Here is a 23,527-nt window from a genome sequence, read left to right as displayed (position 1 = left end):
TCTCCTATTCAATTACTTTATTATCCGTAAATATCTTGTTAAGATTTCTACGAATAACTGGAATGTACACTTCAAATTCAAGATATCCAACCCATTGAGGGTATGGTTGATCATCAGGAATTGTTGTATTAACGGTATTCTCCTTAATTTCATATTTAAGTGCTACTGGATTATCAGATAGTAACCGCTCACGCACTACCTCTAAGAGGTGATATAGTCCGACATGACCTTTTGTTAAGGCCTCGTCATAAGTAGTTACCAATACAGTAATACCTACCGTCGAACTATCCGCATCACTAACAGAATACGGATGCACTACTACGGCTGGACATAACTTGCGCTTATCTTCATTCTTATCCACCCTTGGTAAGAACCCGCTCCATACTCGAATAGGGCTCGTGGTAACATCACTTGTTTCATTTAGCTTGCGCAACTCATCCATGAGATAGGCGGCAATGCCGTCTGATACATCTAATGGTGTCATTAGTTACCTCCTAACGCACGCTCTAATTCGTGATATAGGCGCTTTTCATACATTTCCATGCCTTCTTTTTGCATGGCATTCATAACAGTTTCATTACCAAACATTTGCGGTAAGGCTGGTCCATATATCCCTTTTAATGGGTATCGGTCCTTGCCTTGGCGTTTCATGAATATACCAGATGCACTAACAAAGCCATTTGGTACCTTTGTTTCTGTACCTTTTTTAATAGACACAAACACACCTTTTCGTTTAAGCGATTTAATCTTAAAGTACTTTTGAGCGCTAGTATAACCACCTTTGATACGCATTTCTGTGCCATCATTCAATTTATTAATAGATACACCAGACTTTACGACCGATACACCTTTAATGGCGTAGATATTACGTAGTGCTTGCGTACCTGCTTTTCTTGCGGTTGTTGCAGCACGCTTAGATGCGGCTTGGCAGACACGTCGAACTCTATCTTCTTTTAATGTTTCCAGTGCTTTTTCAATTGTTTTCACTGCACTTTTATCAAGTTCTAGCTCAACCATCCGTCAACACCGCCTCTAGCTTCTGCTCTAAGTTCGATAGACACGAGCCCATCTTCTTCCGTTGCACTTTGAACGATGTACACATCATCATCTAATCGGAATACGTTTCCCTGTGATGGAATTTCAGGTATGTCCTTTAATTTGCAATGCACAAATACAGACACCCCGTGTAATCCGTCATTTGATACGTGAGAGCCATTCGACAAGAATGACTCCCTCGCCGTTGGCGATTGGATAATCGCTTTAGCTACTGTGCCATTTAGATTATGCCCTTCGGCGAATTCGTCTTCATTAAGGAATACATCGTCAATATCGCTTTCTAGGTAATCTCTAAATCGCATTATTTTTTCACCGTAACTTCCGCATCAACTTCAGGTAATTCCATTTCTTCTTCTGGTTCATCTGGAACGACTTCCAATGGTTCCGGTACTTCGATAGGATCATCTTCAGCAGATTCAAACTTATCAGATTCAAGCAAGGACAACGCAACCGTTTTCTTTTTGATGTCGACTACTTCGCCTTTGCCATACATCTCGCCTTCATGTGCTAAATAACCCTTTAATACTCTGATTTTCATAAGTAGGTTACCCCCTATTTAGTCTTAATAGTAGCCCAATCGTCGATAGTTTCAGGAATCAATACGCAACGGGAGTATACAGACAATGTTAATTCTTGTGTAGCCTTATTAGCATAGTAGTAAGGTACATAAATGCCTGCATATGTTGTGAATTGATTGTCATCGTTGAGCAATGTTACTGCTGCATGTTGTTGACGGCCACGGCCAGGAACACCTAATACTGCTGCATCATCACCAATAAAGGATTTTACTTTACCTTCATCATCTTGATATGTTTCAAGGTATGCGTACACATCAATATTCAAAGACATGATACGGCCAACATATCGAACTTGTGGAGACAAGTATTCAGGAGCAAAACTGAACATAGACATGTTTTCGCGATTAGGAATTGCTAACATTTTGTTGATGGATGCATTATCAAGAATGTATTTTTCAACGTTTTTACCAACGACTAACACAGTTGGAACGATACCTGCGTTTTCTTGAATTTTTTCGGACGCCATTTTCAAGTCGCCATAAATGTCAGCACCCGCTTGGTCCCAAGTAGTAGTAGGTGTAATGTCTTGTTCAAATTCGAAATCAATTTCATCAACTTGAACTGTTTCACCATCGTCAGCATAGCCTTCGATTTTGCATTTACCAGTAGTAAGCAAATCGGCTGCCATTTTATTTTTACGATTAATAATTGTGCCTTGTAAGTAAGACAAATCTTCAGCTTGCATTTGTGCGGCACGTTGTGCAGGTGTCATTGTAGACACAATGTTTTCAGCAAATGCACGTTGATCAAGTTGTTCTGGGTCAATAACTGTACGAGGGCCCATCATAGGTGCTTCGTATAAAGCAATTTTAGATCCTGCACGTTTAACATTAACGCCAGATGCACCACGAGATACGAAAGGTGCTAATGTGCGACCACGTTTACGAGTTTCTACTGCGATTTTTTTAGAAGTTGCAACTGCTGGAACTTGTGGGAAGAAAGTATCAAGCAAGAAACTTGCCGGAGTTTTCATTCGTTCCACAGCTTGCATCAAGGAAAATGTATCTTTGAAATCAATTGCCATTATATAGTTCCCCCTATTTAATGCTAGTTAAGAATAAGTGAGCGTCCTTGAAGTCCGCTTCATGATCATTAATTTTGTAAGCTTGGTCAACTACCAATACTTCACGATTAAAGCGACCGGAAATGTATACAGTTAATACATTGTGTTCAGTAGTTGCAGTAGTATCAGATACTACGATACCCGCAGGCTTACCACTTGCGATTTTTTGGAATGTACCAGAGTTGTTTTCAAGAACTTGGCCACGTTTATAATCGCCGGCTGCTACTTTTACATTTTGAGTTAATACCGGTACGCCGCCACCACCTAATAGATAATCAGCTGCGACACCATTTACTTGTTCGAAATATACCATTATTTACCGCCTTTCTTAGCATTCGCAAATGCTACGACTTCATCAATTGCACTAGCTTTTGCTACCGCATCGTTGATTTCTGGTGTAGATGCACCTTGAGGTGCCACTTTATCCGCACCAGATTCCATTTGATCAATAACTAATTGTCGGATTTGGTCAACTACTTTGTTATCACTTGCAGGAATATCAGATACGGCAGAGATGAAAGGTGTTACTTCATCTACTGTTTTACCTTCTTTAACAGCTACATCAACTAAACGATTGATGACTTCATTATCACCTTTTAACGTATTTAATGCTTCAACGCGTTCGCGTTCTGCTGTTACTGCTGCGTTTTCTGCAGGTTCATTTGTAGAAATACCGAGCAAACCTTTTAAGCTTGCCATGAATTGGTTTTCAGTCATAGGTTTCTCCTTACTTGTTAAAAATTGTTTGATTTTGGTTTCATTTTTGGCCGAGTATTTGCAAGATACTTTGTTTACGATAACCATTCCGTTATTCATAACAGCTTTGTCCGTAATCGCCGTATCTACTTCATCAATCAGGCCGTAGGACTTCGCCTCGTCCGCCGTGAGCCACGTTTCATCATCCATAAGTGTATTTACCTGTTCAGATGTCAAAACGTCGCTACGGCTCAAATAAACGTTTGCGATTGTCTGTTTAACACTCGCCAAATAGTTAGCCATTTTAGTTAATCCGTCCGCATCAAAGCTATCACCTAGAAATACAGATGGATTGTGAATCATGTACAGAGCATTACTTGGCATGATTACCTTATCCGCCGCACAGGCAATAATTGTAGCAGCACTTGCGCATAAGCCATCAATATGTGCTGTTACTTTGCCAGTATAGGCTTTGATCATATTGTGGATAGCTTGTGCTGCGAACACGTCACCACCACCAGAGTTGATGCGCATTGTTAAGTTATTACCATTACAACTAGCCAAGTCACTTGCAAATTCACGTGGTGTAATTTCATCACCCCACCAAGAGGTATCAGAAATATCACCATACAAAATCAATTCAGATTGACCGGTACCATCTTGATTTACAAAATTCTTAACAGACCAAAATTTATTCATCCTCTTCACCTCCTTTCGCTTCAGATTTAGAGCCAACGGAAGGATTTACCGCATCAGCTAGCCCCATGCCATATTTCTCCATGAGTTGCTTTTCAAATGCAAGTTGTGCAATGTTTTCTTCAAGGTCTGTCCCTGTCATTTCAGCCGCTTCACGTTCACGAGTGGAAACTCCATTCTCAATGCGAAGGGTACTACCATTCATATCCTTAACAGGGTCAAGGATGGACATCGTTGGTCCGAACCAATCAGCATTGCACCATGCTTTTCGAATTAATGGATCATCAAAGAAACCAGGCGCTTCAATTCGGCCGTTCGCTACTGCTTCCATTAACCATACCTCATAGATTGGTTGGCAGAAGTCACGAGCGAACCACTTGCGACGTAGTTTATATTCTTCCCAAGCCTGTAACATTGCTGCACGGCTTGCAGAATACGAAGAGTTAAAGTTCTTCATCAATACTTCGTAAGGCTGGTTAAGTGCAGCACCTACTTGTTTGATGAGTTGGGTACTAAATACTTCAAAAGTAGATTGAGCATTGGAAGCATCAACACTTTTTACATCCACACCTTTAGGTAAGGCATTTAATGTGCCAGGTCCTAAATTGTATTCTGATACATCGACTACTGGTTCCGTTGGATCATCAACACCATTGTCGGCCAACATATCATTTAATGAACCTGAATTAGTCACGGCTTCCGTAAAGAATAACGCAAAATACGATTTAATAATAGCCGATGTAAGCTCTGCATTTGTATATCGATACACTTGCTTTAGCGTTTCAATAACTGGAGCCAAATAAGGAACTCCTCTATACTGCTCTGGTCTAGTATCATTACTAATTTGCAGTACATTCGGAATGCTTGTACGCTTGCCGTATGCTTCAACCCTTGCCCATGTCGTTAACACGCTTGTAATTGGTTCGCCAGGTACTTGATTAGATACCCAGTAGGCTACAATAGCACCGTCAGTATCGATTTCTACACCATTCAATATGCGGTTCCCATTATCTTGGTTAAGCGCTTCAACGCCAGTTGGGTCGCCTGTAACATATGTGGAATCAGTAAGCGGATTACTTACACGATTACCTTCAATTAATTGAAGGCGCAACGTATACGGCATATCTGGTGTTGTCGGCTTACGTCTAAATACCGCAAAACTATCACCATCTGTGAGATATCCTTGATATGCTATGCTTTGCATGTCATATAAATTGTTCTTACGGTAGATATCACAGTCTTTTGATTCGGCCCATAAATCAAACTCAGCACGAACCTTACGAGCCCATGCTCTAGCCTCCTCTGCACTGATTCCCAAGATTTGAAACTTAGGTCTAGGGAACACGTTGAGGCCTGCGCCAACTGTATGAGTAGTGCTTGTGTTGATTGCAGCCGTGCCAACTGGTGTATTGATAGCTAAATCTGCGGATCTATCACGCAAAGTCGATAAATTCGCACCAATATCAGCCTTATAACCCAGTTTTCTAGGGTTATATCCCTTCAATGATTTGTTATTATTAGAGGCTCCACCCTCACTATATCCGCTATTTTTAGCCCTCGGAGTGCCTATTTTAGCGCTAAATTTCTTGTTTTTTCTCGCCATTTTAGTCTCCTAATCTCTAAAAACTACCCGTTTTGACCGGTTTCCACGTCCATTATCGGTATCCATACCAGGTAATTTGGCGCCTCTTGCCACTAAATCATCAATCATTTTTCTTACTTCTGCTAAATTTGCCCTTGTAAGAGTCCGATTTCCGATTGTATAGCTTTGGCCAGTCAATATTGCTTCCTCAGCCTTGACGTACCACTCTAACCGGACATCAATTAGCCTTGGCTTACTTGAATAACTAGTTGCCATACATCCTCCTAAATATCTGCTGCTTTACTAGCTCTGCGAACACGTTTACGCGTTGGTTTCTTTCGTGGAGTAGTTACTGTTGTAGTGGAATGGCCTCCACCTTTAACTACTTCCGCCAATCTATCCCAATCAGGATGGATTGAGTTCATACACGCTAGGTTATATACACGTAAATCCAAAGGTTCATTACGAACCCCTGCAGTAGGTTCCCATATTTCATGGATAACGCCCTTACGTTTTACTTTCTTCTTGTGTTCCGAAATGATCCCTTTGAAATACAACTCGTCATACCCTCTAGTTCCTAGGAATTCTTCATCCAAAGGGAAATGAAAGTACTTATCGCCAGGTTCATCGATGGCCAATCGGTTTATTACCTGTTGTTTCCCATCGTCTACACCTAGCATGACAAGTGGAATCTTGCTTCCAGATGCTTTACCAATCTTATAATTTAACGGTATGCCAGGTGTTCCGGCCGTACCTTTGATGGCAAATCGTTGCTTGCTGAAGTTCTTTTCACAGTATTTATATACTTTTGACGTGTAGTGACCGCCGGAGTCAATGAAAGCACGTGCTACTTTAAGCCCTGTTCCGTTCTTAAATCGGTACACCTTATCAAGCACCGCATCAAGTGCATCCCATGTCGCTTTATTATCAGGTTCTCCTAAAATAACACCCTTACAGATCCCCCAACATTCTTCACCGTACCCCCAACCGGTGATTTCATACTCTAACCGGTTGTCTTGTGTATCGACGGCACCAGTTAGCAGTAACACACCGTCCGGAAGGTCTGCGCCGTACTTCTCACGGCGCCTAATGAATTGTTGATAGTCTTCAAAGGCACCTTGTTGTGCGTATGATTCACCAAAGCGTGTATTCATGACTACCTTTTCGCGGGTAGGGTCGCCTTTAGCCTCTAGCCATTCCCTCATGATGTCATTCCATGTTAGCCACGGTGATGTGAATCCATTTACAAAAAAACTGCGTATGCCATTATGCAACGCAGCCGGGTTTTTCGATATATACTTTTGAGGAACTTTCCGCATTTCGTCTTCAGAAAATGTAGACCCACAATCAGGGCACCGCCATTTCACATCACTGACTACCACAATCTTCCGCCCTTTAGCGTCCTTATGTTCCTCGGTCTCACATTCCATTTCAGTATGCCGTATCAAATGGTACTCACCACAATTCGGGCACTCATGTTGCCACTCTTCTTGCGTGCCTGTTTGATACTCTACATCGATGCGTGAGCTACCCTCATTCGTTGGCGTGGAAAATAACCCCATGACCCTGTTCCAAAATGTTGTCATACGTTTGGCAGCAAGGTCTACTGGGTCACCTTCTGTGCCAGCACTATCGGGGAAGCGGTCTACTTCGTCTGCTAGTAGAACACGCACAGGACGTGATGCTAATCCAGCCGGGCTGTTCGCCCCACACATGATAAGACGACCACCAGGGAATAACTTAGATAAGATTGTATTCTTGCCATCTCGTGTTTTTGCTCCGTCTTCTGATTTCGTTTCGTAGAATACTTGTGATAGTACTTTCGTATCACGGATCATTGGAGAAATACGAGACTTTGAATAATCTTGAGCCAATTCGATAGTTGGTTGAATCATCATAACCGCACATGGGTCAAGATGAGCGTATCGCCCTAGGACATTATTCATTATGTCCGACTTCCCGACCTGTGACGCTGACTTAACCACTACCCGATTGATACCAGGTTGCGTGAAAGCATCCATAATATCCTTTTGATATGGAGCTCTACTCGTTTTCCATCGTCCTGGTTCCGCTGAAAGGCCTTGTGATAGCATGCGGTAATCGTCAGCCCATTGGCTAACACTGGTTTTAGGTAGTGGTTTTAGGCCCATTTTAGAGACATATTGCCATAATTCTTTTGCTGTTTTCATGCTATCACCTCCTTTTTTGTATTAAAAAAGCGCGCCCATTTGCACGCTTAACCTTGTACCGTTTATGGATGTAAACATCATAGCTATTAATGCCTGAGTTTCGACATCCGTATGGCACACTACCTCCATATGTTTTATGTCATGTGCTGATATATTTAGTCCTTGCCTATATTTATATAGGAATTCAGGCATTGCCTTTTCTATCATCAAATATAAATAAAAAGGAATTACGTTTCGTGGTTGAATCACCACATATTTAGCATCAACTTGTTGTGATGTATCTAAATATAATAACTCCCCTTTACTTGCAGATACTTGCAAGCAAATACAACCTTCCGGATACATTTGATTCTTTTTAGGACGCCCTAGTATATCAGCAACTTCCGTAATTTTTAATTTCTTGTAATTTCTTAACATTACACAAACATCTTTTGAAGTAAATACTTCTTAACATCTTCTATTTTTTTTATCACATCTTCTTGCTCCTCAATTGTACAAGCACTATCAGAAGATACCAAGAATTCTGTAAATTCTTTTACAAATTCATCATGCTCCTTCTGCGCGTCTGGATCCGTACAAACTAATAGCTTTAACATCTCCGCAATTTCTAAACCCAACGACCGACTTTCTCGATTAATTTCGTTCAGTTCTTTAGCAAGCTGTACTGCATCTGGTATTTCTTCAGGCTCAAAGCTATCAATATATCTAGGTATATTCAAGTTATAATCGTTTTCTTCTATTTCAGAAATGCTAACTTTTCTTGAATACTTTTCAATATCAGAACGATTGTTATAAGTATCAATAACTTTTAACACATGTTCTGATGTCATTATATTTTTGCTTTTATCCTTAACAAAACCTTTTTGAGCATCGATAAATAATATATCTTTATTTACTCTATTTTTCTTAAATATAAGTATACATACAGGTATCCCTGTATTGGTAAATAAATTAGATGGCAATCCTATAACCGCATCAAGCAAATTGTTTTTAATCAAATTTTGACGAATATCACCTTCAGCTTGTCCGCGAAATAAGACACCATGCGGTAAAATGAATACTGCTGTCCCGTTATTTTTAAGAGAATAAATACCATCCAAGATAAAAGCATAATCTGCTTTACTTTTTGGAGCTAATTTATACCCATCAAAACGTTCATCATTAACAGGCACCCACGATAGACTATATGGAGGATTGCTAATAATTGTATCAGCGGAATATGTACCTTCATCTATATATACTTCTTTGGTAATCTGTGGCACTTGATTACTAATCTCCACCTTATATTTAGCTATATTTTCTTGAGTTAGCACGTTTCGTTCTATTACAACAGCAGGAACTCCGTTCATTACCAGATTGAAAAGTAAAAAACATATTGCATTTTTAGAATATTCCTCAAGCTGTAATACTACATCTGGATTATTCTTATACTTAGCTAGTGAAAGACCGCCTATACCAGCACATACATCTCTTACACAGCCATTAGTGGATATACCTGCCACAATATCCATAACACTTTGTGGCGTATAGTCTTGCATATAGTTTTTCCTATCAGCCGCTTTTTCTTCAAACTCCTGTAATAAACCAGAATACGAATAACAACCACTCATATGTGCAATTAAACTTTTCAGCTTATTATGATCAAGCAACACATCCATTAATACACCTGGTATCTCATGAAGTTCACGAACAGATAAGGCTTTCATCATGCAATCTAATATTGTCATTTTCGCACTTCCTCCTCATCTGTATCATCGCTATCCATGAATAATGACGGCGTATATTCACTTAATTCAGATAATTTATCCTCAATTTCTTGCGTTAACAAGTTATATGCTTCCTCTTTTGTCACACTCTGTAATTGTGGTGCCAATTTAGTTGGCAATCCTAATAATTGTGTGCGCAAATTCACGAGCATTTCTGTCATAACCTGTTCTACAGTATCTGCCGAGTACACTTCGCCGTTCATTTTGGCCAACTTCAACTCAGCAATCTTGCGTTTCGCGCGTTCATTCTTGGCCTTTTCAACCTCGAACACCGCATCATCGGAACTGCTCACCTCTTCAGCAGAGGATTGCCCCTTATATTTGACATAATTGATAACGGATTTGATAACCAAAATTTGATTTTTCTCATCCGTTGCTAAAACCCCTTCTTGAAGCAGTTGCGAAACACGTTGACGCGAGAGTCCAAGTGCTTTTGCCAGGTTCGACTGAGAGGCCGTTGCTGTCTTCAAATCATCTGTAATTTTCACTTATCAATCAGCCTCCTTTCATTACCTGTATCACTAGCAAGGTCATAAAAAAATTAAAATCTAGGCAAATTTTGGGGTCTCGGCCACCGCACGCTTTCAACTTTGGCCAGAAGGACCCATAAAAAATTTACTCAAAAACTCAACAAATCGTGTAATAATTTAAATTTATTTTTTATTATTTAGTACGGGCACTACCCCCAAGCTATCTTAATACATCACGGCTGTTTCTCTTAAATCTGCCATGAGAACGAGTGCATAATCCACAATTACTTTTGTGTGCTTGGTCATGTGTGATATAGGTTTGACATATTCCCTCATATTCAATTGTATCTGCAGTGCAGATGCCATATTTATTATTTAAGCATCTACCCCTGTTACAATTAATTCTTGTCATACATCATATCCCATTGCTCTACGATTAATTGCATATGCTTCATCATATGTAATACCTTCACGCTCTGCTACTTTATTTAAGCAATCGTCTTTTGTTGGATATTGCCCACTGTGTGTATTGATATGGCATTGCGTGCATAGTTGTATTAAGTTTTCCTTAATATCTCCACCGCCACTGCCACGTGTATTAATATGATGTGGTTCTATATTCGTTCTTTGTCCGCATACTTCACAAAATGGCTTGCGAACTTCTTGTATTGTTTTCTTGGATGTAATTCTTTTATGCTTCATCAAATACCCCTTATAAACTAAAAAGGACCGCATCATACTGTGTTATGCGACCTTGTATGATGTAGTCCTTAATAGTGTGTAGTTTTTCTAGGAGGCTTGTTGAAAGTGTTCTCTTCATCCATGCCCATATACAGTATCTCATATATTGAGTGTCAAATAATAGCAACCTTTTTGTAAATTTCATCAAAATTTTTAATTGCTCTTTTATGTAAATTATGAACATTCTGCCTTGAACAATCTATTAGTTCTGCAACCTTTTCCCATGTACATCCATTAATGTACCTATCTACTAAAACAATCCTTTGCTTAGTGCTACAAATTTGATTGATCATAAATCTTGCTCGCTCTCTCTCCTGTAAGAAATCACTCCATTCTTTCATAATCTCTTCTGTAACCGCATCAAGGTTCGCAACTTTATCTGCAATAGTTATTGGTTGACCTCCACTAACTTTATCCTTGCTATAATCAATCGCTTGTAAACTCATAATATCTTGTCTTATTCTAAATATTTCTCTCTCCTTACTTCTAATATTCAAATCAGTATCACGTATCTGATTTAAATATTCCCTTCCAGTCATCGGCTATTATCTCCCTGTTCCTTTAATTTATCGGTCCATTCTTTCCATGTATATATTGGTATCCCTTTAGCTATTGCAAATGACCATTCACCAATGCAGCCTTTTGATATTTCCCAGTCCCCACATAATACTAATGCATCACATCTATTTAACATGTCCAAACATATCTTCAAACCTTTTGCATACTCATCCGCAAAGTACACCATACTAAAATTATGAAGAGGTGATAAGTATGTATTGTTCCTATCTAGCATTACTAGATTTTTCATAATTGTATCTATAGAAAATTTATTTTCTTTATTACCTCCAAATGGATGCGCTACATAAATTAATTGGTCTTTAATCATCTACTTCTCCTTCTTGTACTAGATCATTGATGTGAAATGTTTCTCCTTCAACCGCATCATCTTCTAATTCATCTTCCCATAGTTTCCCCTGCGCTCTTGTTCCTCGTACAAACATTTCAATTTCTTCTACTAATGGAATTAGCTTCTCTTGTGTTTCCTCTGCTATTGGTAGCCATGAAGTGCTTATTGTACATTCATCACCTTTTTTATTTGTAATTTCTAGTACATATCTTGCTGCTACAATTACCCTTGGTAGTTCTTTATGCCACCTAAAGTTAATTGATTTAATTTTTAACCATTCTTCTCTAATAAATTTAAAAGCCTTAAATGTATCAATTACTACAATCCTTGCCTTTACATATGCATCTAATATCTCTGGCCTAAATTCATCTTTTGTAATTAGTTGATATGTTTCAGTAACCCCAGTGCTATTTGCTTTTTCATATTTAATTTTATTTTTTTCTCCAAATGCAACACTTAGTATTTCCATTTTTATTTTCCTTTCCTGTAGATTTGAGTGTCTCTTATTCTCCTAGCTACTTATATGCGCTTCACATTGTTTCAATATGCTCTTAACTAAATCCATTGGAATGTTTGACCTGGTATTATATCTATTACCTCCAGTATTGTAATGTTTTAATCCAATCTTTCCTTTTACCCTTTTATTCCGTAGCTTTAGATTTATGTTACTTCCAAACTTTGTTGGCTTTTGCACTTGGTATCCGTAATTGTTATAGTATGTAAGATTTTCATATGGAATTTTAAACCCTATTACGTTTGCAATATATTCCCATATTCTTCCATATGCAGGATTTTCTATAACAAATACTTTTGGCTTATAGTGATCAATGATTTTTAACGTGTTGTATATACACATTTCACCGTTTATTCTTGTCAAAAATGATTTGTCATATTTAAATTGATAGTTACTATAATCGTCTTTATTCCTAATGGTGAATTTGCTGCTTTCTTCATACCCTCCAAATAATGATGTTGTTATACCTTGTTCTTGCTTCCAACATGCATTGCCGCCCTTCATGGCACTGGCAACGCTCCAGCTTTCACATGGTGGACTAGCTAGAATTACATCTGGTGGTTCTAATCTATCTAATACATCCCATAGGACCATTGGCTGGTGTAATGTATTAACAGCCAAATCTTGATTAATACATGCATCCCCAATACCTATGGAGATTATCTTATGTTGCCCCCCCCCTCATTCATATTAAATTCATCTACTGCCTGCTTATAGCATCCGTTTCCGTCATCGAACAGGCCCCATATGTTCATTCCCTAAACTCTCCTGTCAATTATTTCTACTCCATTTTCTTTTAGTTCTCTTTCCCATTGGCCCATTTCTATTGGTTCTTTATTTTCTTCTCTGCACTCCTCTACATATATTTTTCTCCATATCAACAATTCTTCTTTATATATTTTCATCTGGCTAACTCCTTAATTCCTTACAGTGCAGCTATACCCTTTTAGCTTTCTCATTCTATTTCTAATGGCTCTTACGTTATCCCCAACATATTTGTACGCATCTCCCTGCATATTCTTTTCTTCATTAAGCTTATCTAATGATGCTCTATATTGTTTGTAGCTTTCACATTTACTGTGACATCCTACTTCTCTAAATTTGCAGTCCCTACATGGTATTTTCATAATAACGCCTTTATCAAAATTAAATATCCCCTAATTACTATCTATTTACCCATTTCATGCATCCAATCCTTAAATAGTTAATAACTTCACTTTCATTTAATTCCTTTACATCTTTGCGTTTTTTTGCCCTTTTAATGTATCTAACATCTTCTTTTTTATTATTAGATATATTGGCCACTATTAATCCCGCATCACCTAATAAACTTTCTATTTCATCCTTATGGTCTTCATACAAGTCTTGTGGGACTGCATAATACAAATAGCCTACATGTAAATGATCATGGTATCTTTTCTTCTTAAAATCTGCTCTAAAATCTTGAATGCTTACCTTGATTTCTATTTCAGTAACCACTCTAGCTTTAAGATTGAAGTAGATTAAATCTGCTTCATATTCCCCTTTCCCATCGCCATGCATTGTTATATTAGGAATAGTTATATTCTTTAAAAATAAATGCTTTCCTAACTTCTTTTGTATTTCTTCTTCCGTCATATCTTATATCTCCGCTACAATTAGATCATGCTTTTTGCATACATTTCTGTATCTATCATTCATGCTCATATCCCTCTAATCTATTACCAACTACTCTTGCATTTCCATTATTCACTACAAATGCTAAGTCAAAATCTAGTACCGCATCATTTTGTTTGTTTTGCTGGTTAATTGCCTTACATCTCCATTGGTATTTATCAACGCTGTAATATACTTCCCCTACCATTGGTTTTTCTTGTATTGATTTGCAATCAAACTCTATATGGTCCTTTTCATATATCCTTTTCCCTAGCGTGTCTTTTGCTTCGCTTCCTCTGCATAGTGTTCCGTCCTCAATTTGTACCCATGCATATGTATCATTTTCTATCGCTAGTAGTCTGATTTGTGAGTAGCTTTGCTTTATTTCATCACTGATTACCCATTCTGACCTGTTTAAGTTCTTTCTTAGGCCTTTATATATTAATGGCTTCATGCTACCTCCTCACACACTGCATTGATTCCTAACTTCTTTAATAACTCGTGTATCATCAATCTTCCTTTTTGTGTCCAACGTGTAGATGTTTTGCACTCCAATCTTCCGTCTGTAGTCATGTATGTGTGTGTTTTAGTCTTTGTATATCCTTTTCGCATTAAGTCGCTATACAAAATCCATTGCCCATTTACACTACGTTGAATATGTGCATCATGTAGTATCTTGTTTAAGGCTTTCGCACTTAGTCCATAATCTGCAGCAATCTGTGTTACTGTCATTGCGTTTGTACTGCTTAAAATTTTATCCACATAATCAACCTTAGGCTCATATTCGGCTATTTGTTGCTTCTGTTGTTCAATGATTGCCTTTGATTGGTTGTGTGCTTCTACTTCATCTGCATACAATCTCAATGCTTCTGGTAGTGTCTTTGGAATATGTAGATCATAACTACCTGTTTTTCTAATTTGTGGAAGTACTTCACTTGTTACCCAGCGTTTGAATTTCTTTGCACTTGGCATCTTTGATTTCAGTATCAAGGAATATAGTCCAGACTCATTGATTAAATATGTTTCCCTCTTCTGGCCTGTGTCGGCAATTTGCCAACGCAGCTTATCTTCTTCATCAATATGTTTTCTGATTGCATCTGCAGTATCTTTATATCCAAGTGCAGTTGCTACGCTCTTGGCCACAAAGTATACTTCATTTTCAATAATGATAGTTCTAAGTTCCCCAAACTCATTACTATTGAATAGTGTTGTTACATGGTTCATAGTCTGCCCTCCCTAGCGCAACCGCATCAATGTTTATTGCTTTTTCTACCCTTTCTAGTATTTTGCATGCTGTCCCCTCCTATTTTGCATAAATCTTTGTCGGACTATATACAGGGCAATCTTCACATTCTTCTTTTTTTAGCCAATATAATGTGCCTGCTGTTTTGCCTTTGAATACTTTTATTGATGTTTTCCCTTTAGGGCAAGATGGCTTCACCCATAACGCACCGCTTTTAGCTGGTCCAAATGAATGACTGCATATTTTTCTTGGTCTACCTCTTCTCATTTTTTATTTCCTCCTAGAACGGAATATTCTCATCATTGTCTGCAAACCCATTATCAAAGTTACTTGCTGCGCTTTCATTTTGTTTAAGGCCATATGTAAGATTTTTCACTATAATCTCTGTGATATATCGTTTGCTTCCGTCTTTGTCATATGATCTAGTTCTTAACTCACCATTCACGGCTACAAAATCACCTTTACGTAACCCACTATAAAGTTCCGCATCAACCCAACATACAATGTTGTGATATTGTGTACTCTGTTGCTCATTCACATATTTATTGGTTGCCATTCTAAATGTGAGTACTGGCTTCCCTGTTTTTGTATAACGTAGTTCTGCATCTGCTACTACGTTGCCACTTAAAAATACCTCATTTACGTTTATCATTTACTTTTTCCTCCCATTCCTCACATTCTTTACTAATTACGCATAATGCCATTATTGATACTCCTAGTATTACCCCTACTACAATGCCTATTCCTAGTAGTGCCATGTTTTACCTCCTCAATTCTTATTAGTCTATAAAATCTGTAAGGATATCCCTCTTCTGATACAGACTCAACTACACTGTCCGTTTCTACGTAATAGCCTTTTGGCGGTTGGATATAATCTCTCCATTCGCTTGGCTTTAAAATCTCCGTTTTAACTTTAGGTTTTTCTAAATTTTTACTACTATTCCATCTACGTTTAAATGCATCTTCTTTATCTGAGTAACAAGCACTCCTTTTTTCTTTTACAAAATAGCTTGCCAATCTCACTGCATCTTCTGCTCTACCTTGATACAACATCAACTTGTGCATGCCATGTGGCCAAAGTTCATTAATTTCATCTGAATATAGTTCTGCATTATTGATGATCATGTGGAAATGTATTCTTGTTTGTCCCTCCGCTATGTAAATGTATTTCAATTCTTTATCCAGTTTTTTATATCTTCGCTTTAGCCTTCTTATAAAATTCTGAATATCTTTCTTTGCATCTTCCCATGTAGCAGGCTGTTCTTTATATGTGAGCGTAATATAACAATCATTTGTAGTGAAATTATTATCAATCAACATACGCAGCATTGCTTCTGCTTGTTTTTCATTTTGTTTTTTCATAGCTTCTGGTGTGATGCTTTTCTTTTTTACACGCTTGCCATTCTTTCTATAGGTTCTTGATGTGTGATAATCAAGTACCTCTATCATATTTTTAGATATGACTTTCTTCCGCTTCCTCATAAGTAATTACTCCCCATGGTCGATTTGTTAATATGTTATATCTAGTTAATTAAGAAATACCCTTAATATAGGCATTTCCTATCTTTATCGCTCCATGTATGATATAATTACTTTAGGTGGTGCGTAATTTACGTACATGAATGGGCTGCTTTAATTAGCAGCCTTTTCTTTTTCCCTTGGATATTTGCAATGCATGTCCCCTTGTGCTACTTCTAAATATTGACATGCATCGCAATGTTCCATACATATAATCCCTTTAGCCTGTCTACAGTGTATGTAGGCATGGCTTTTTTTATTGCACTCATCACATATGCTGCAGTGTTTACTCATTATTCATCACCGCATCAAGCAGTATTTCTCTTGCCCTTAATGCAAGATATACTTTGTTTTCTTTAATTGGGCCTTTACCTGTTATGCGTAATACATATTCCCCTGTCTTTCGCTTAACAAAAATAGCGCATCCATTAGCAAGAATAGTAAAGTCTAAACTTGCACTTTTATTGCTTACGCTGATTGATGTAATGTGTTCCCTTAAAACTTGCATTTCTTCATCATCAAACATTAAATATCTTTTTAGTAGATCTAGTGCCTTTTCTCTTTTATCTTTCATTTTTTATCCCCTCCTTAATCCTTTCTAACATCCGGAGAATTTATATCCCCAGTGATAACATCGTTTTACCATTTCACTAATATCTCCCCTGTAATCCACCAATAGAAAATACCTACTACTAGATATAAAAAACATGCTCCGACAATAAAACCCTCTATAACATCAGCTAATTGTGGCGCCATAGCAGCACGTCTAAACTCACGTTTTTCTTTGTATGTCATCGCACTCATCTTGTCTTTTACCTCCTTACTCTCCTATTCGTGCCTGGCATCGTTTCCCTAGCCATGCATTAAACGAATCTAAATGAATCAATCGTTTGCCACCTCGGGCTCCTATTTTCATCGACGGGAAATCAAAGTCGGCCGCCCATTGGCGAATCACATCCTGAGGAACGCTTGCTAGTTCAGCAGCCTCAGCAACTGTAATGCATAATTTATTCCTGTCCACAATAATCCTCCTTTATATCTTTTTATATGTGTTCATAAAGTTTTCATGAATATTTTGTGTATTTTTAAATAATTATTTGTATAATCCCCTTAGAAGGTAGGTGAAATTATGGGTTTTATTCCAATAATCATTTCATTGGCGGCTTTATTGCTTTCTTTACTATCATATTTGCGAGAAAGAAGATTAATAACTGTTGATTTTGATGCCAATTGCTTTGCACTAGATGTTACAAAAAATATAGAAGCCCATGATAATGTTTTTGAAAATTCAACTAATCAATATGCAATTTTTACAACCGCAATCATTGTGAATGCCAGCACTACCAATAGTTCTTATTTTGATTTACGAGCCTATAACCCTAAAACAAATGAAAACCATTTTCTTTGCACTTTATCTAGCGTTCCATGGCTAAGAGACAATCCCTCTTTATTAATTAGTCCATTTGGGCCAAAGGCCTTAGAAAATTTTATTATTGATCTTCCTAAATCACGCTGCGGTCCAATTACATCAGGCAGCTGTTTAGAGTTACCTATCTTGGTTATCCTTAATAAAAATATTTCTATTAAAGAGGGAATCTGCATTGAATTTAAAATTCCTCAATATGCTTGGCTACCATGGCATCGCTCTCCTTTATCAACATCTAATAGAAAAAAATTTAAGCTCTATAAAGTCCATTACAATTTATCTAATTTTCATAAAATTTTAAGCACCCAAAATGCTATGGATACGCCTAATGAAACAGAGGAAACCACTACAGCAATAAATGGTAAGTAGTCCCAAAAATCACCCCCTGTTGGCTCAACTCTTATAAATTTATTTTGATAATTAAATTGTTCTCCATTTTCTTTTGTATAAATCCCCCCTACAGGGTTCTTCATCTCTACACCCCCTTCATCTGTTTATTAGTATTACTTCCCTCACCTCCGCGTTTGCTATAATGGATATAGAAAGGAGGTGAGTGGAATGAAAAAACGTTATTTTATTACTTATGATTTGAATAAAGCGGGACAAGATTATGAAAATGTTATCCAAGCAATCAAATCGGCAAGTGATGGAGCTTGGTGTACATATTGGAAATCGTCCTATTTAATTAGATCTAATTATCAATCAGCCCAAGAAGTATCTGACAAAATAACCAAATATCTAGATAGCAATGATAGGTTACTGGTCATAGAAGTAATAAATAATACCCAAGGTTGGTTACCAAAGGAGGCTTGGAAATATATCAACGAAACTATTTTTTCAGGTTAGGACCACTTGTTGATTTTTCGTAATATTTCCGATTACTGTCTTCAGGAAACCATTGATTACTAGAGCTCTGTTCACAGCAGGGCTCTTTTTCCATTAATGCCCAAATTTCTTCAGCAGTACCTTCTATAATGATTTTCATCGCAATCTCCTTTCTGTGTTAATAAATGGTTCGCATATCGCTCCTTTGTTATTTTCACATTCGCTGCATTACGGTTTTCCGTAATTACCTTGTAAAATGTGATTTCACCTCTTTCAATTTTTATCACTCATGCTATACTCATCTCAAAAGGAGGTGAGTATATGGACTTATATCTTTTGGATAAAAAAAGTTTTTCTTATTTAGAACAGTTCTATCAGCGAAATTTGTCTCCACAACAATTAAGCGGTATTACTGGTCTATCAGCCTATAACATGGCGCTTGAATTATCTTACTTATTACAACTAAACTTCATTACCAATACCGATGGTTTTCATAGTGATTCAGAAGGTATTCTTTCTAATAACACTTATGAAATAACTCCAAGTGGAAGATCATATTATGAAGCAGTGTTAGAACAACGTAAGATAGATAAGCATGCCACATGTCGTTCTAATCTAGCTTTATTTCTTTCATTTATAGCAGTCATAATTTCTATATTTAAATAACTCTATGCTATTGTAGAATTAATTTAGCTATAGCTATTCCTAATGCCATTGCTGAAATAATTAATGCCAATTCTGTGGTATCCATTTCATAATTCCTTTCTTAATTAACTATTTAGAGTGTTCTTCTTGGTGTGGAACACTCTTTTCTTCTAAGCGTTAATATAATTCAATGTATGGAACAATATATGGATCTGTATAACTTGTTTCATTCATTGTCATGTCTAATCTTTTTAAAATTACTTGATGTAATTTTTCTTTAATTTCTTTCATTTGTTTCTCCTTCGTATCGCCTTCCCTAGTGCTATAATTACTCTGAAAGGAGGTCTTTTATGAAACCCACTAGCGACTTATTAAAAAATCTGAAGCTATTAGTAATGCCATCCAAAAAAATATAGGGATTATGAAGGCATTACCTATTTCTAATCTTCAGTTATCGCAAAATTCTATTGAACAAGAGTATTTAAACTATAAAGAAGAACTTGATTCCTTTGATTCACACGCTCATTCTCTAACCAATGAAAATTTAGAGAAATTAATATTATTCATTAATAGGAAGTCAAAAACTTACGCTGAATTAAAAGCAGAAGTATCAATATTGAACGATGCAACTCTCCAATTGTATTTATCCAATACTCCCAAAAAGAAAGTTGAACCACCCTTTTATTCTATTGAACGTATATCTGCAATCTCTAATACTACCTCTCTAATACATTCCTACTTTAAACTTGTAACTATACCAAAAGATTTTTTTGCCCCTTATTATTTTGATGATTCTGATGAATTTCAACTAACTGTATCTGGTTTAAATTTTTTGCATCAGTTGGAAAAAGAAAATCATACATTACAACTTGCAGAAGAAAGTCTTCGTATTTCAAAGGAATCTGCTAAATATGGTAAATTTGCTGCATGGTTAGCTGGCATTGGTATATTTACAACAATAATAATTGCAATATTAACCTTTATATTCTCGTAATATTTAGAATCGTTAGGATCACTGCAATCACAAACAGTCCCAAATTAACTCTTGTGCAATATCTTATGTCTTGTAATTTTTCCTCTAGTGATTGGTCTTTGTTATATTTCAAAGCATTAAAATATCTAAATATAATCCACTTTTTTTGAGCCGCATCATGTGGCTCTTTTTTTGTGATACTTGTTTCTCCTCCTTCTTCCGTCTTGTTCCCAAGGTTATCCATGTGTCTCTGTAATGGGCTTTTCATGTAATTTCACCTCTTCTAACTTATAACTTGTATATTATGCAAGTTATTGTGTAAAAAAATATCTACTCGACTAGAGCAGTCTAATCCAAGCCAATCACTAATCATTGTAGCCTCTACTACATCAAACTGTGTTTTCCCATTCATTTTACTGTTAATAGTTGTAATAGAAACGCCTAACAACTCTGCTAAATCTGCATATGTTTTCTTATGTTCTACCAACAATCCTTTCAGTTTTTCTAATTTCATCTTTTCACCTCACTTTTCTTGCACACTATGCAAGTTTATGATTACATGATAAGCCTATTAGAAAAACATGTCAACCATCATATGCAAGATTTTATAAAAGTTTTATAATTTTTCTTGAATTTTATTCAAGTTTATTGTAATATATGTTTGTAAGGGCGATTCTTATTTGGAGGCATATTATGAGTACCGATGAAAGAAATGCAATAAACAAAGAAATAGGAGAAAGAATAAAAGCCATTAGAAAGCAAAAAGGCATAACATTAGCTGACTTAGGAGCAAGATTAGGTATTAGTGAAAGTAATATGCAAAGATATGAATCTGGTAAAATCGCTAGTGTTTCTATTGATTTTATTAATAGATTGGCTCCCATATTAGAAGTAAATCCAGAATGGTTAATCGGTTGGGATAAGGATGATACTCCACAAGGTTACTACCTTGATTCTGAAACAGCTGAATACGCTGAATACCTTCGCACCCGTCCTTCTGCACGTTTATTATTCTCCGCATCACGTGGAATTTCAAAGGAGGATATGCAAAAAGCTGTGGAATATATTGAATTTTTAAAATCTAAATATAAATAATTGTCCGCAATATCAGAATCAATATAAAAGAAAGGAGTTTGACAAAGAGTTCTTGCAATGGTATATTGTGTACATGGTATCTGGGGAGGCTTTGCAAAAAGCTGCAACCTGAAAAAGGTCATGTACACTTATGTGTGCATGGCCTTTTTATTATTATGAAATCATTTAAAACTTACGATGAACAAATAGATATATTATCCAATTCTGGTTTGTTACCTAAATATACTAATAAATCACCTTCCCCTGATATAAAAGGTCCAGCTGTAATTCATATTCACAATCCATTTAAACATCCAACCTCTGATCGTGATATTAGAATGACCATACTCAAAAATTCTAAATCGTATGTGAAAGATTTACTACAAACATATGGATATTACAATATTATCAACCAATATAATAAGCCTTTTCTAACTAATGATAAATATATTGATGATATCGATTTCTTTAAACTATTCAGTATCCAACAAGTTGATGCTAGAATTAAAAACCTTATATTTTATCCTATTTTACAAATCGAGCAACGATTAAAAACTTGTATATCTTATGAGTTTGCAAAAGCTTACGGACCATTTGATGGTGATAGCATTGATTGTCACTACATAGAACCATATTTAAATGAATCAAATTACACACAAAATCTAAAGACAAAGAAAAATGAATTAAAGCATGAGTTATTAATAAAACGATTAAAAAAGATATACAAGGATACTACATTTAAGCCGTTTACTCACTATCGAACAAAACATGGACATATCCCTATATGGATTTTTATTAATAATCTTTCATTTGGTGAAATGCTACACTTCTATGAAGTTCTTAAAATTCAGGATAATATTTCATCATTTTTCCATATGACTCCAAGCCAACTTCGTACAAGTATATTATTTTTAAATCAAGTTCGTAATGACTGTGCCCACTTTTCAAGTTTTATCAACCATGATTACCCAAAGTTAAAAGAAAGCTTGCCATTACTTGTCGACTTTACCACTACTTTTCAACTTGAATATCAAGATAACATTACCAATATTTTTAAATTACTCATTGTTTTTAAATATTTATTACCAAACAATTCATTTATTAATTTCACACAAGCTATTGATAAGGATGTATTTAGTATGATTTATAAGGAATACATACCAGTAATTAGCGAGTTTATGCAAGACGTACTTATGGCCCCTTCGTCAAAAGCTTACAAAGAAAAACTAGATTTTTTGCGTGCTCAACAGATCTAAACATAAATAGTCGACACAAGGGAGGGTGTTGTAATTGGTAGTTAATATAATTTATTGCAATTTACCACATACTAATGCGGTATCGGAGGAATGTGAAGATGTGGATACCCATAATATCTACATAAATAAAAATCTACCCCATGATCGCATGAGGGAGGAAATTAAGCATGAATTAATTCATATTATTAATGATGACTTTTATTTGGATAAGCACGTGGACCTTGTCGAACAGATGGTCCGCAGGAGTAACGTTGAAGACTCTGAGCTGGAAAATATAGATTTCTACCACCATTATTTATCAGCATTATAAGGGAATATTTAAAGGGAGATTTAAAAATGAAAAAGACTTTGTTAATTACTACTATGTTTGCCTTAGTTGCCGTAACTGGCTTTGCTAGAACTGAAGTATCTCATGATGAATTTAAGGCTTTAGACGGTCCCAAGGTGCTAGTGCATTATGATGATGGAAGTACTGAGTTATTAGAGGAGCAAGAATATCTTGAGCGAACTATCAATATGACACAAGAACAAATCGACGAGTTGCACAAAGTCGATGAAGGCACTGATAAGGCATTAGCAAAATAGCAAGCCTCCAACGAAATACACAGAACGTATTCTGAAGATATTCAGCAGGAACCACCTAAGAAAGAAAAGAAAAAGCACTGGTATGACAA

39 protein-coding genes are annotated in these 23,527 nt (G+C 36.6%); 8 read left to right on the top strand and 31 right to left on the bottom strand.

Annotated features, from left to right (window positions below; translation table 11 throughout):
• Positions 1 to 4 precede the first annotated feature (4 nt).
• The 28 genes from E6X37_RS06035 to E6X37_RS05900 form a co-directional block, all read right to left on the bottom strand.
• On the bottom strand, positions 5 to 484 hold the full coding sequence (locus E6X37_RS06035) for a hypothetical protein (RefSeq protein WP_077708154.1): 480 nt from the start codon (positions 482 to 484) through the stop codon (positions 5 to 7).
• On the bottom strand, positions 484 to 1,017 hold the full coding sequence (locus E6X37_RS06030; protein ID WP_174892227.1) for a hypothetical protein: 534 nt from the start codon (positions 1,015 to 1,017) through the stop codon (positions 484 to 486). The genes E6X37_RS06035 and E6X37_RS06030 overlap by 1 nt, the downstream gene beginning before the upstream one ends.
• Positions 1,005 to 1,358 (bottom strand): hypothetical protein, encoded by a 354-nt coding sequence (locus E6X37_RS06025; RefSeq protein ID WP_077708647.1) that lies wholly within the window; start codon positions 1,356 to 1,358, stop codon positions 1,005 to 1,007. Before E6X37_RS06025 ends, E6X37_RS06030 begins: the two co-directional genes overlap by 13 nt.
• Positions 1,358 to 1,594, bottom strand: coding sequence for a hypothetical protein (locus E6X37_RS06020; RefSeq protein ID WP_278622130.1), 237 nt, complete (start codon positions 1,592 to 1,594; stop codon positions 1,358 to 1,360). The genes E6X37_RS06025 and E6X37_RS06020 overlap by 1 nt, the downstream gene beginning before the upstream one ends.
• Before the next feature lie 14 nt (positions 1,595 to 1,608).
• Positions 1,609 to 2,658 carry a major capsid protein gene (locus E6X37_RS06015; RefSeq protein WP_077708151.1) on the bottom strand — a complete coding sequence of 350 codons (1,050 nt, stop codon included), beginning with the start codon at positions 2,656 to 2,658 and terminating at the stop codon, positions 1,609 to 1,611.
• Between the two features lie 13 nt (positions 2,659 to 2,671).
• A complete protein-coding gene (locus E6X37_RS06010; RefSeq protein ID WP_316689681.1) occupies positions 2,672 to 3,010 on the bottom strand; it encodes a head decoration protein in 339 nt (112 codons plus the stop codon).
• Positions 3,010 to 4,092: a head maturation protease, ClpP-related gene (locus tag E6X37_RS06005; protein ID WP_316689680.1), complete on the bottom strand. Its 1,083-nt coding sequence runs from the start codon at positions 4,090 to 4,092 to the stop codon at positions 3,010 to 3,012. The genes E6X37_RS06010 and E6X37_RS06005 overlap by 1 nt, the downstream gene beginning before the upstream one ends.
• Positions 4,085 to 5,692 (bottom strand): phage portal protein, encoded by a 1,608-nt coding sequence (locus E6X37_RS06000; protein ID WP_316689679.1) that lies wholly within the window; start codon positions 5,690 to 5,692, stop codon positions 4,085 to 4,087. Before E6X37_RS06000 ends, E6X37_RS06005 begins: the two co-directional genes overlap by 8 nt.
• Before the next feature lie 9 nt (positions 5,693 to 5,701).
• Positions 5,702 to 5,947, bottom strand: a complete 246-nt coding sequence (locus E6X37_RS05995; RefSeq protein ID WP_174892220.1) for a DUF6148 family protein — start codon at positions 5,945 to 5,947, stop codon at positions 5,702 to 5,704.
• A gap of 8 nt (positions 5,948 to 5,955) precedes the next feature.
• Positions 5,956 to 7,860 (bottom strand): phage terminase large subunit family protein, encoded by a 1,905-nt coding sequence (locus E6X37_RS05990; protein ID WP_316689678.1) that lies wholly within the window; start codon positions 7,858 to 7,860, stop codon positions 5,956 to 5,958.
• Positions 7,861 to 7,881: 21 nt separating this feature from the next.
• On the bottom strand, positions 7,882 to 8,277 hold the full coding sequence (locus E6X37_RS05985; protein WP_316689677.1) for a hypothetical protein: 396 nt from the start codon (positions 8,275 to 8,277) through the stop codon (positions 7,882 to 7,884).
• Complete coding sequence (locus E6X37_RS05980) at positions 8,277 to 9,587, bottom strand: N-6 DNA methylase (protein WP_316689676.1); 1,311 nt, start codon at positions 9,585 to 9,587, stop codon at positions 8,277 to 8,279. Before E6X37_RS05980 ends, E6X37_RS05985 begins: the two co-directional genes overlap by 1 nt.
• A complete protein-coding gene (locus tag E6X37_RS05975) occupies positions 9,584 to 10,114 on the bottom strand; it encodes a hypothetical protein (protein WP_316689675.1) in 531 nt (176 codons plus the stop codon). Before E6X37_RS05975 ends, E6X37_RS05980 begins: the two co-directional genes overlap by 4 nt.
• Before the next feature lie 390 nt (positions 10,115 to 10,504).
• Complete coding sequence (locus tag E6X37_RS05970) at positions 10,505 to 10,798, bottom strand: HNH endonuclease signature motif containing protein (RefSeq protein ID WP_302943547.1); 294 nt, start codon at positions 10,796 to 10,798, stop codon at positions 10,505 to 10,507.
• Between the two features lie 152 nt (positions 10,799 to 10,950).
• Positions 10,951 to 11,376 (bottom strand): DUF1492 domain-containing protein, encoded by a 426-nt coding sequence (locus E6X37_RS05965; RefSeq protein WP_302943545.1) that lies wholly within the window; start codon positions 11,374 to 11,376, stop codon positions 10,951 to 10,953.
• Complete coding sequence (locus E6X37_RS05960; protein ID WP_316059503.1) at positions 11,373 to 11,723, bottom strand: DUF4406 domain-containing protein; 351 nt, start codon at positions 11,721 to 11,723, stop codon at positions 11,373 to 11,375. Before E6X37_RS05960 ends, E6X37_RS05965 begins: the two co-directional genes overlap by 4 nt.
• A complete protein-coding gene (locus E6X37_RS05955) occupies positions 11,716 to 12,213 on the bottom strand; it encodes a hypothetical protein (RefSeq protein WP_316059502.1) in 498 nt (165 codons plus the stop codon). Before E6X37_RS05955 ends, E6X37_RS05960 begins: the two co-directional genes overlap by 8 nt.
• 42 nt (positions 12,214 to 12,255) lie before the next feature.
• Complete coding sequence (locus tag E6X37_RS05950) at positions 12,256 to 12,762, bottom strand: hypothetical protein (protein ID WP_316689674.1); 507 nt, start codon at positions 12,760 to 12,762, stop codon at positions 12,256 to 12,258.
• A gap of 254 nt (positions 12,763 to 13,016) precedes the next feature.
• Positions 13,017 to 13,163 (bottom strand): hypothetical protein, encoded by a 147-nt coding sequence (locus E6X37_RS05945; protein ID WP_316059500.1) that lies wholly within the window; start codon positions 13,161 to 13,163, stop codon positions 13,017 to 13,019.
• A gap of 259 nt (positions 13,164 to 13,422) precedes the next feature.
• Positions 13,423 to 13,875: an MmcB family DNA repair protein gene (locus E6X37_RS05940; protein ID WP_316059499.1), complete on the bottom strand. Its 453-nt coding sequence runs from the start codon at positions 13,873 to 13,875 to the stop codon at positions 13,423 to 13,425.
• A gap of 55 nt (positions 13,876 to 13,930) precedes the next feature.
• Positions 13,931 to 14,347, bottom strand: coding sequence for a hypothetical protein (locus E6X37_RS05935; protein ID WP_077708138.1), 417 nt, complete (start codon positions 14,345 to 14,347; stop codon positions 13,931 to 13,933).
• A complete protein-coding gene (locus E6X37_RS05930) occupies positions 14,344 to 15,117 on the bottom strand; it encodes a phage antirepressor KilAC domain-containing protein (protein ID WP_316059498.1) in 774 nt (257 codons plus the stop codon). Before E6X37_RS05930 ends, E6X37_RS05935 begins: the two co-directional genes overlap by 4 nt.
• Positions 15,118 to 15,196: 79 nt before the next feature.
• Positions 15,197 to 15,403, bottom strand: a complete 207-nt coding sequence (locus E6X37_RS05925) for a hypothetical protein (protein ID WP_316059497.1) — start codon at positions 15,401 to 15,403, stop codon at positions 15,197 to 15,199.
• 13 nt (positions 15,404 to 15,416) lie between these two features.
• Positions 15,417 to 15,788 carry a single-stranded DNA-binding protein gene (locus E6X37_RS05920; protein WP_077708134.1) on the bottom strand — a complete coding sequence of 124 codons (372 nt, stop codon included), beginning with the start codon at positions 15,786 to 15,788 and terminating at the stop codon, positions 15,417 to 15,419.
• 32 nt (positions 15,789 to 15,820) lie between these two features.
• The gene (locus E6X37_RS05915; protein WP_316059496.1) at positions 15,821 to 16,618 is read right to left on the bottom strand and encodes a rolling circle replication-associated protein; all 798 of its coding nucleotides are present in this window, start codon (positions 16,616 to 16,618) and stop codon (positions 15,821 to 15,823) included.
• 322 nt (positions 16,619 to 16,940) lie between these two features.
• A complete protein-coding gene (locus E6X37_RS05910; RefSeq protein WP_077708132.1) occupies positions 16,941 to 17,228 on the bottom strand; it encodes a coiled-coil domain-containing protein in 288 nt (95 codons plus the stop codon).
• A 65-nt stretch (positions 17,229 to 17,293) separates the two neighbouring features.
• A complete protein-coding gene (locus tag E6X37_RS05905; protein WP_187658833.1) occupies positions 17,294 to 17,458 on the bottom strand; it encodes a hypothetical protein in 165 nt (54 codons plus the stop codon).
• 16 nt (positions 17,459 to 17,474) lie between these two features.
• Entirely contained in the window at positions 17,475 to 17,675 is a 201-nt protein-coding gene (locus E6X37_RS05900; protein WP_008715497.1) for a helix-turn-helix domain-containing protein, read from the bottom strand.
• 108 nt (positions 17,676 to 17,783) lie between these two features.
• Here E6X37_RS05900 and E6X37_RS05895 point away from each other — a divergent pair, with 108 nt between their 5' ends.
• A complete protein-coding gene (locus E6X37_RS05895; protein WP_316059495.1) occupies positions 17,784 to 18,449 on the top strand; it encodes a hypothetical protein in 666 nt (221 codons plus the stop codon).
• Positions 18,450 to 18,638: 189 nt separating this feature from the next.
• Positions 18,639 to 18,926, top strand: a complete 288-nt coding sequence (locus E6X37_RS05890; protein ID WP_077708130.1) for a hypothetical protein — start codon at positions 18,639 to 18,641, stop codon at positions 18,924 to 18,926.
• Here E6X37_RS05890 and E6X37_RS05885 read toward each other — a convergent pair.
• Positions 18,910 to 19,065: a hypothetical protein gene (locus E6X37_RS05885; RefSeq protein WP_187658832.1), complete on the bottom strand. Its 156-nt coding sequence runs from the start codon at positions 19,063 to 19,065 to the stop codon at positions 18,910 to 18,912. The two genes, E6X37_RS05890 and E6X37_RS05885, sit on opposite strands and share 17 nt — an antisense overlap.
• Positions 19,066 to 19,226: 161 nt before the next feature.
• Here E6X37_RS05885 and E6X37_RS05880 point away from each other — a divergent pair, with 161 nt between their 5' ends.
• Together E6X37_RS05880 and E6X37_RS05875 are read left to right on the top strand one after the other, a co-directional pair.
• Positions 19,227 to 19,571: a hypothetical protein gene (locus tag E6X37_RS05880; RefSeq protein ID WP_077708129.1), complete on the top strand. Its 345-nt coding sequence runs from the start codon at positions 19,227 to 19,229 to the stop codon at positions 19,569 to 19,571.
• A gap of 400 nt (positions 19,572 to 19,971) precedes the next feature.
• Complete coding sequence (locus E6X37_RS05875) at positions 19,972 to 20,544, top strand: hypothetical protein (protein ID WP_077708128.1); 573 nt, start codon at positions 19,972 to 19,974, stop codon at positions 20,542 to 20,544.
• On the opposite strand, the gene E6X37_RS05870 is transcribed toward E6X37_RS05875, so the two are convergent.
• Complete coding sequence (locus E6X37_RS05870) at positions 20,531 to 20,791, bottom strand: hypothetical protein (protein ID WP_316059494.1); 261 nt, start codon at positions 20,789 to 20,791, stop codon at positions 20,531 to 20,533. The two genes, E6X37_RS05875 and E6X37_RS05870, sit on opposite strands and share 14 nt — an antisense overlap.
• 15 nt (positions 20,792 to 20,806) lie before the next feature.
• Positions 20,807 to 21,037 (bottom strand): helix-turn-helix domain-containing protein, encoded by a 231-nt coding sequence (locus E6X37_RS05865; protein ID WP_077708126.1) that lies wholly within the window; start codon positions 21,035 to 21,037, stop codon positions 20,807 to 20,809.
• A gap of 179 nt (positions 21,038 to 21,216) precedes the next feature.
• Between E6X37_RS05865 and E6X37_RS05860 the strand changes: the two genes are divergently transcribed.
• From E6X37_RS05860 to E6X37_RS05850, 4 genes are read left to right on the top strand one after another with little or no spacing between them, the layout of a single operon-like run.
• Entirely contained in the window at positions 21,217 to 21,618 is a 402-nt protein-coding gene (locus tag E6X37_RS05860) for a helix-turn-helix domain-containing protein (protein WP_077708125.1), read from the top strand.
• 38 nt (positions 21,619 to 21,656) lie between these two features.
• Complete coding sequence (locus E6X37_RS05855) at positions 21,657 to 22,853, top strand: Abi family protein (RefSeq protein WP_316059493.1); 1,197 nt, start codon at positions 21,657 to 21,659, stop codon at positions 22,851 to 22,853.
• Positions 22,854 to 22,887: 34 nt separating this feature from the next.
• Positions 22,888 to 23,163, top strand: a complete 276-nt coding sequence (locus E6X37_RS10365; protein ID WP_394802674.1) for an ImmA/IrrE family metallo-endopeptidase — start codon at positions 22,888 to 22,890, stop codon at positions 23,161 to 23,163.
• Between the two features lie 26 nt (positions 23,164 to 23,189).
• Entirely contained in the window at positions 23,190 to 23,438 is a 249-nt protein-coding gene (locus E6X37_RS05850; protein ID WP_316689673.1) for a hypothetical protein, read from the top strand.
• The last annotated feature ends 89 nt before the right edge of the window (positions 23,439 to 23,527 follow it).

The organism is Veillonella parvula, assembly GCF_032550495.1.
Taxonomy (GTDB): Bacteria; Bacillota; Negativicutes; order Veillonellales; family Veillonellaceae; genus Veillonella; species Veillonella parvula_G.
This window is presented reverse-complemented; position numbering and strand designations above follow the sequence as displayed.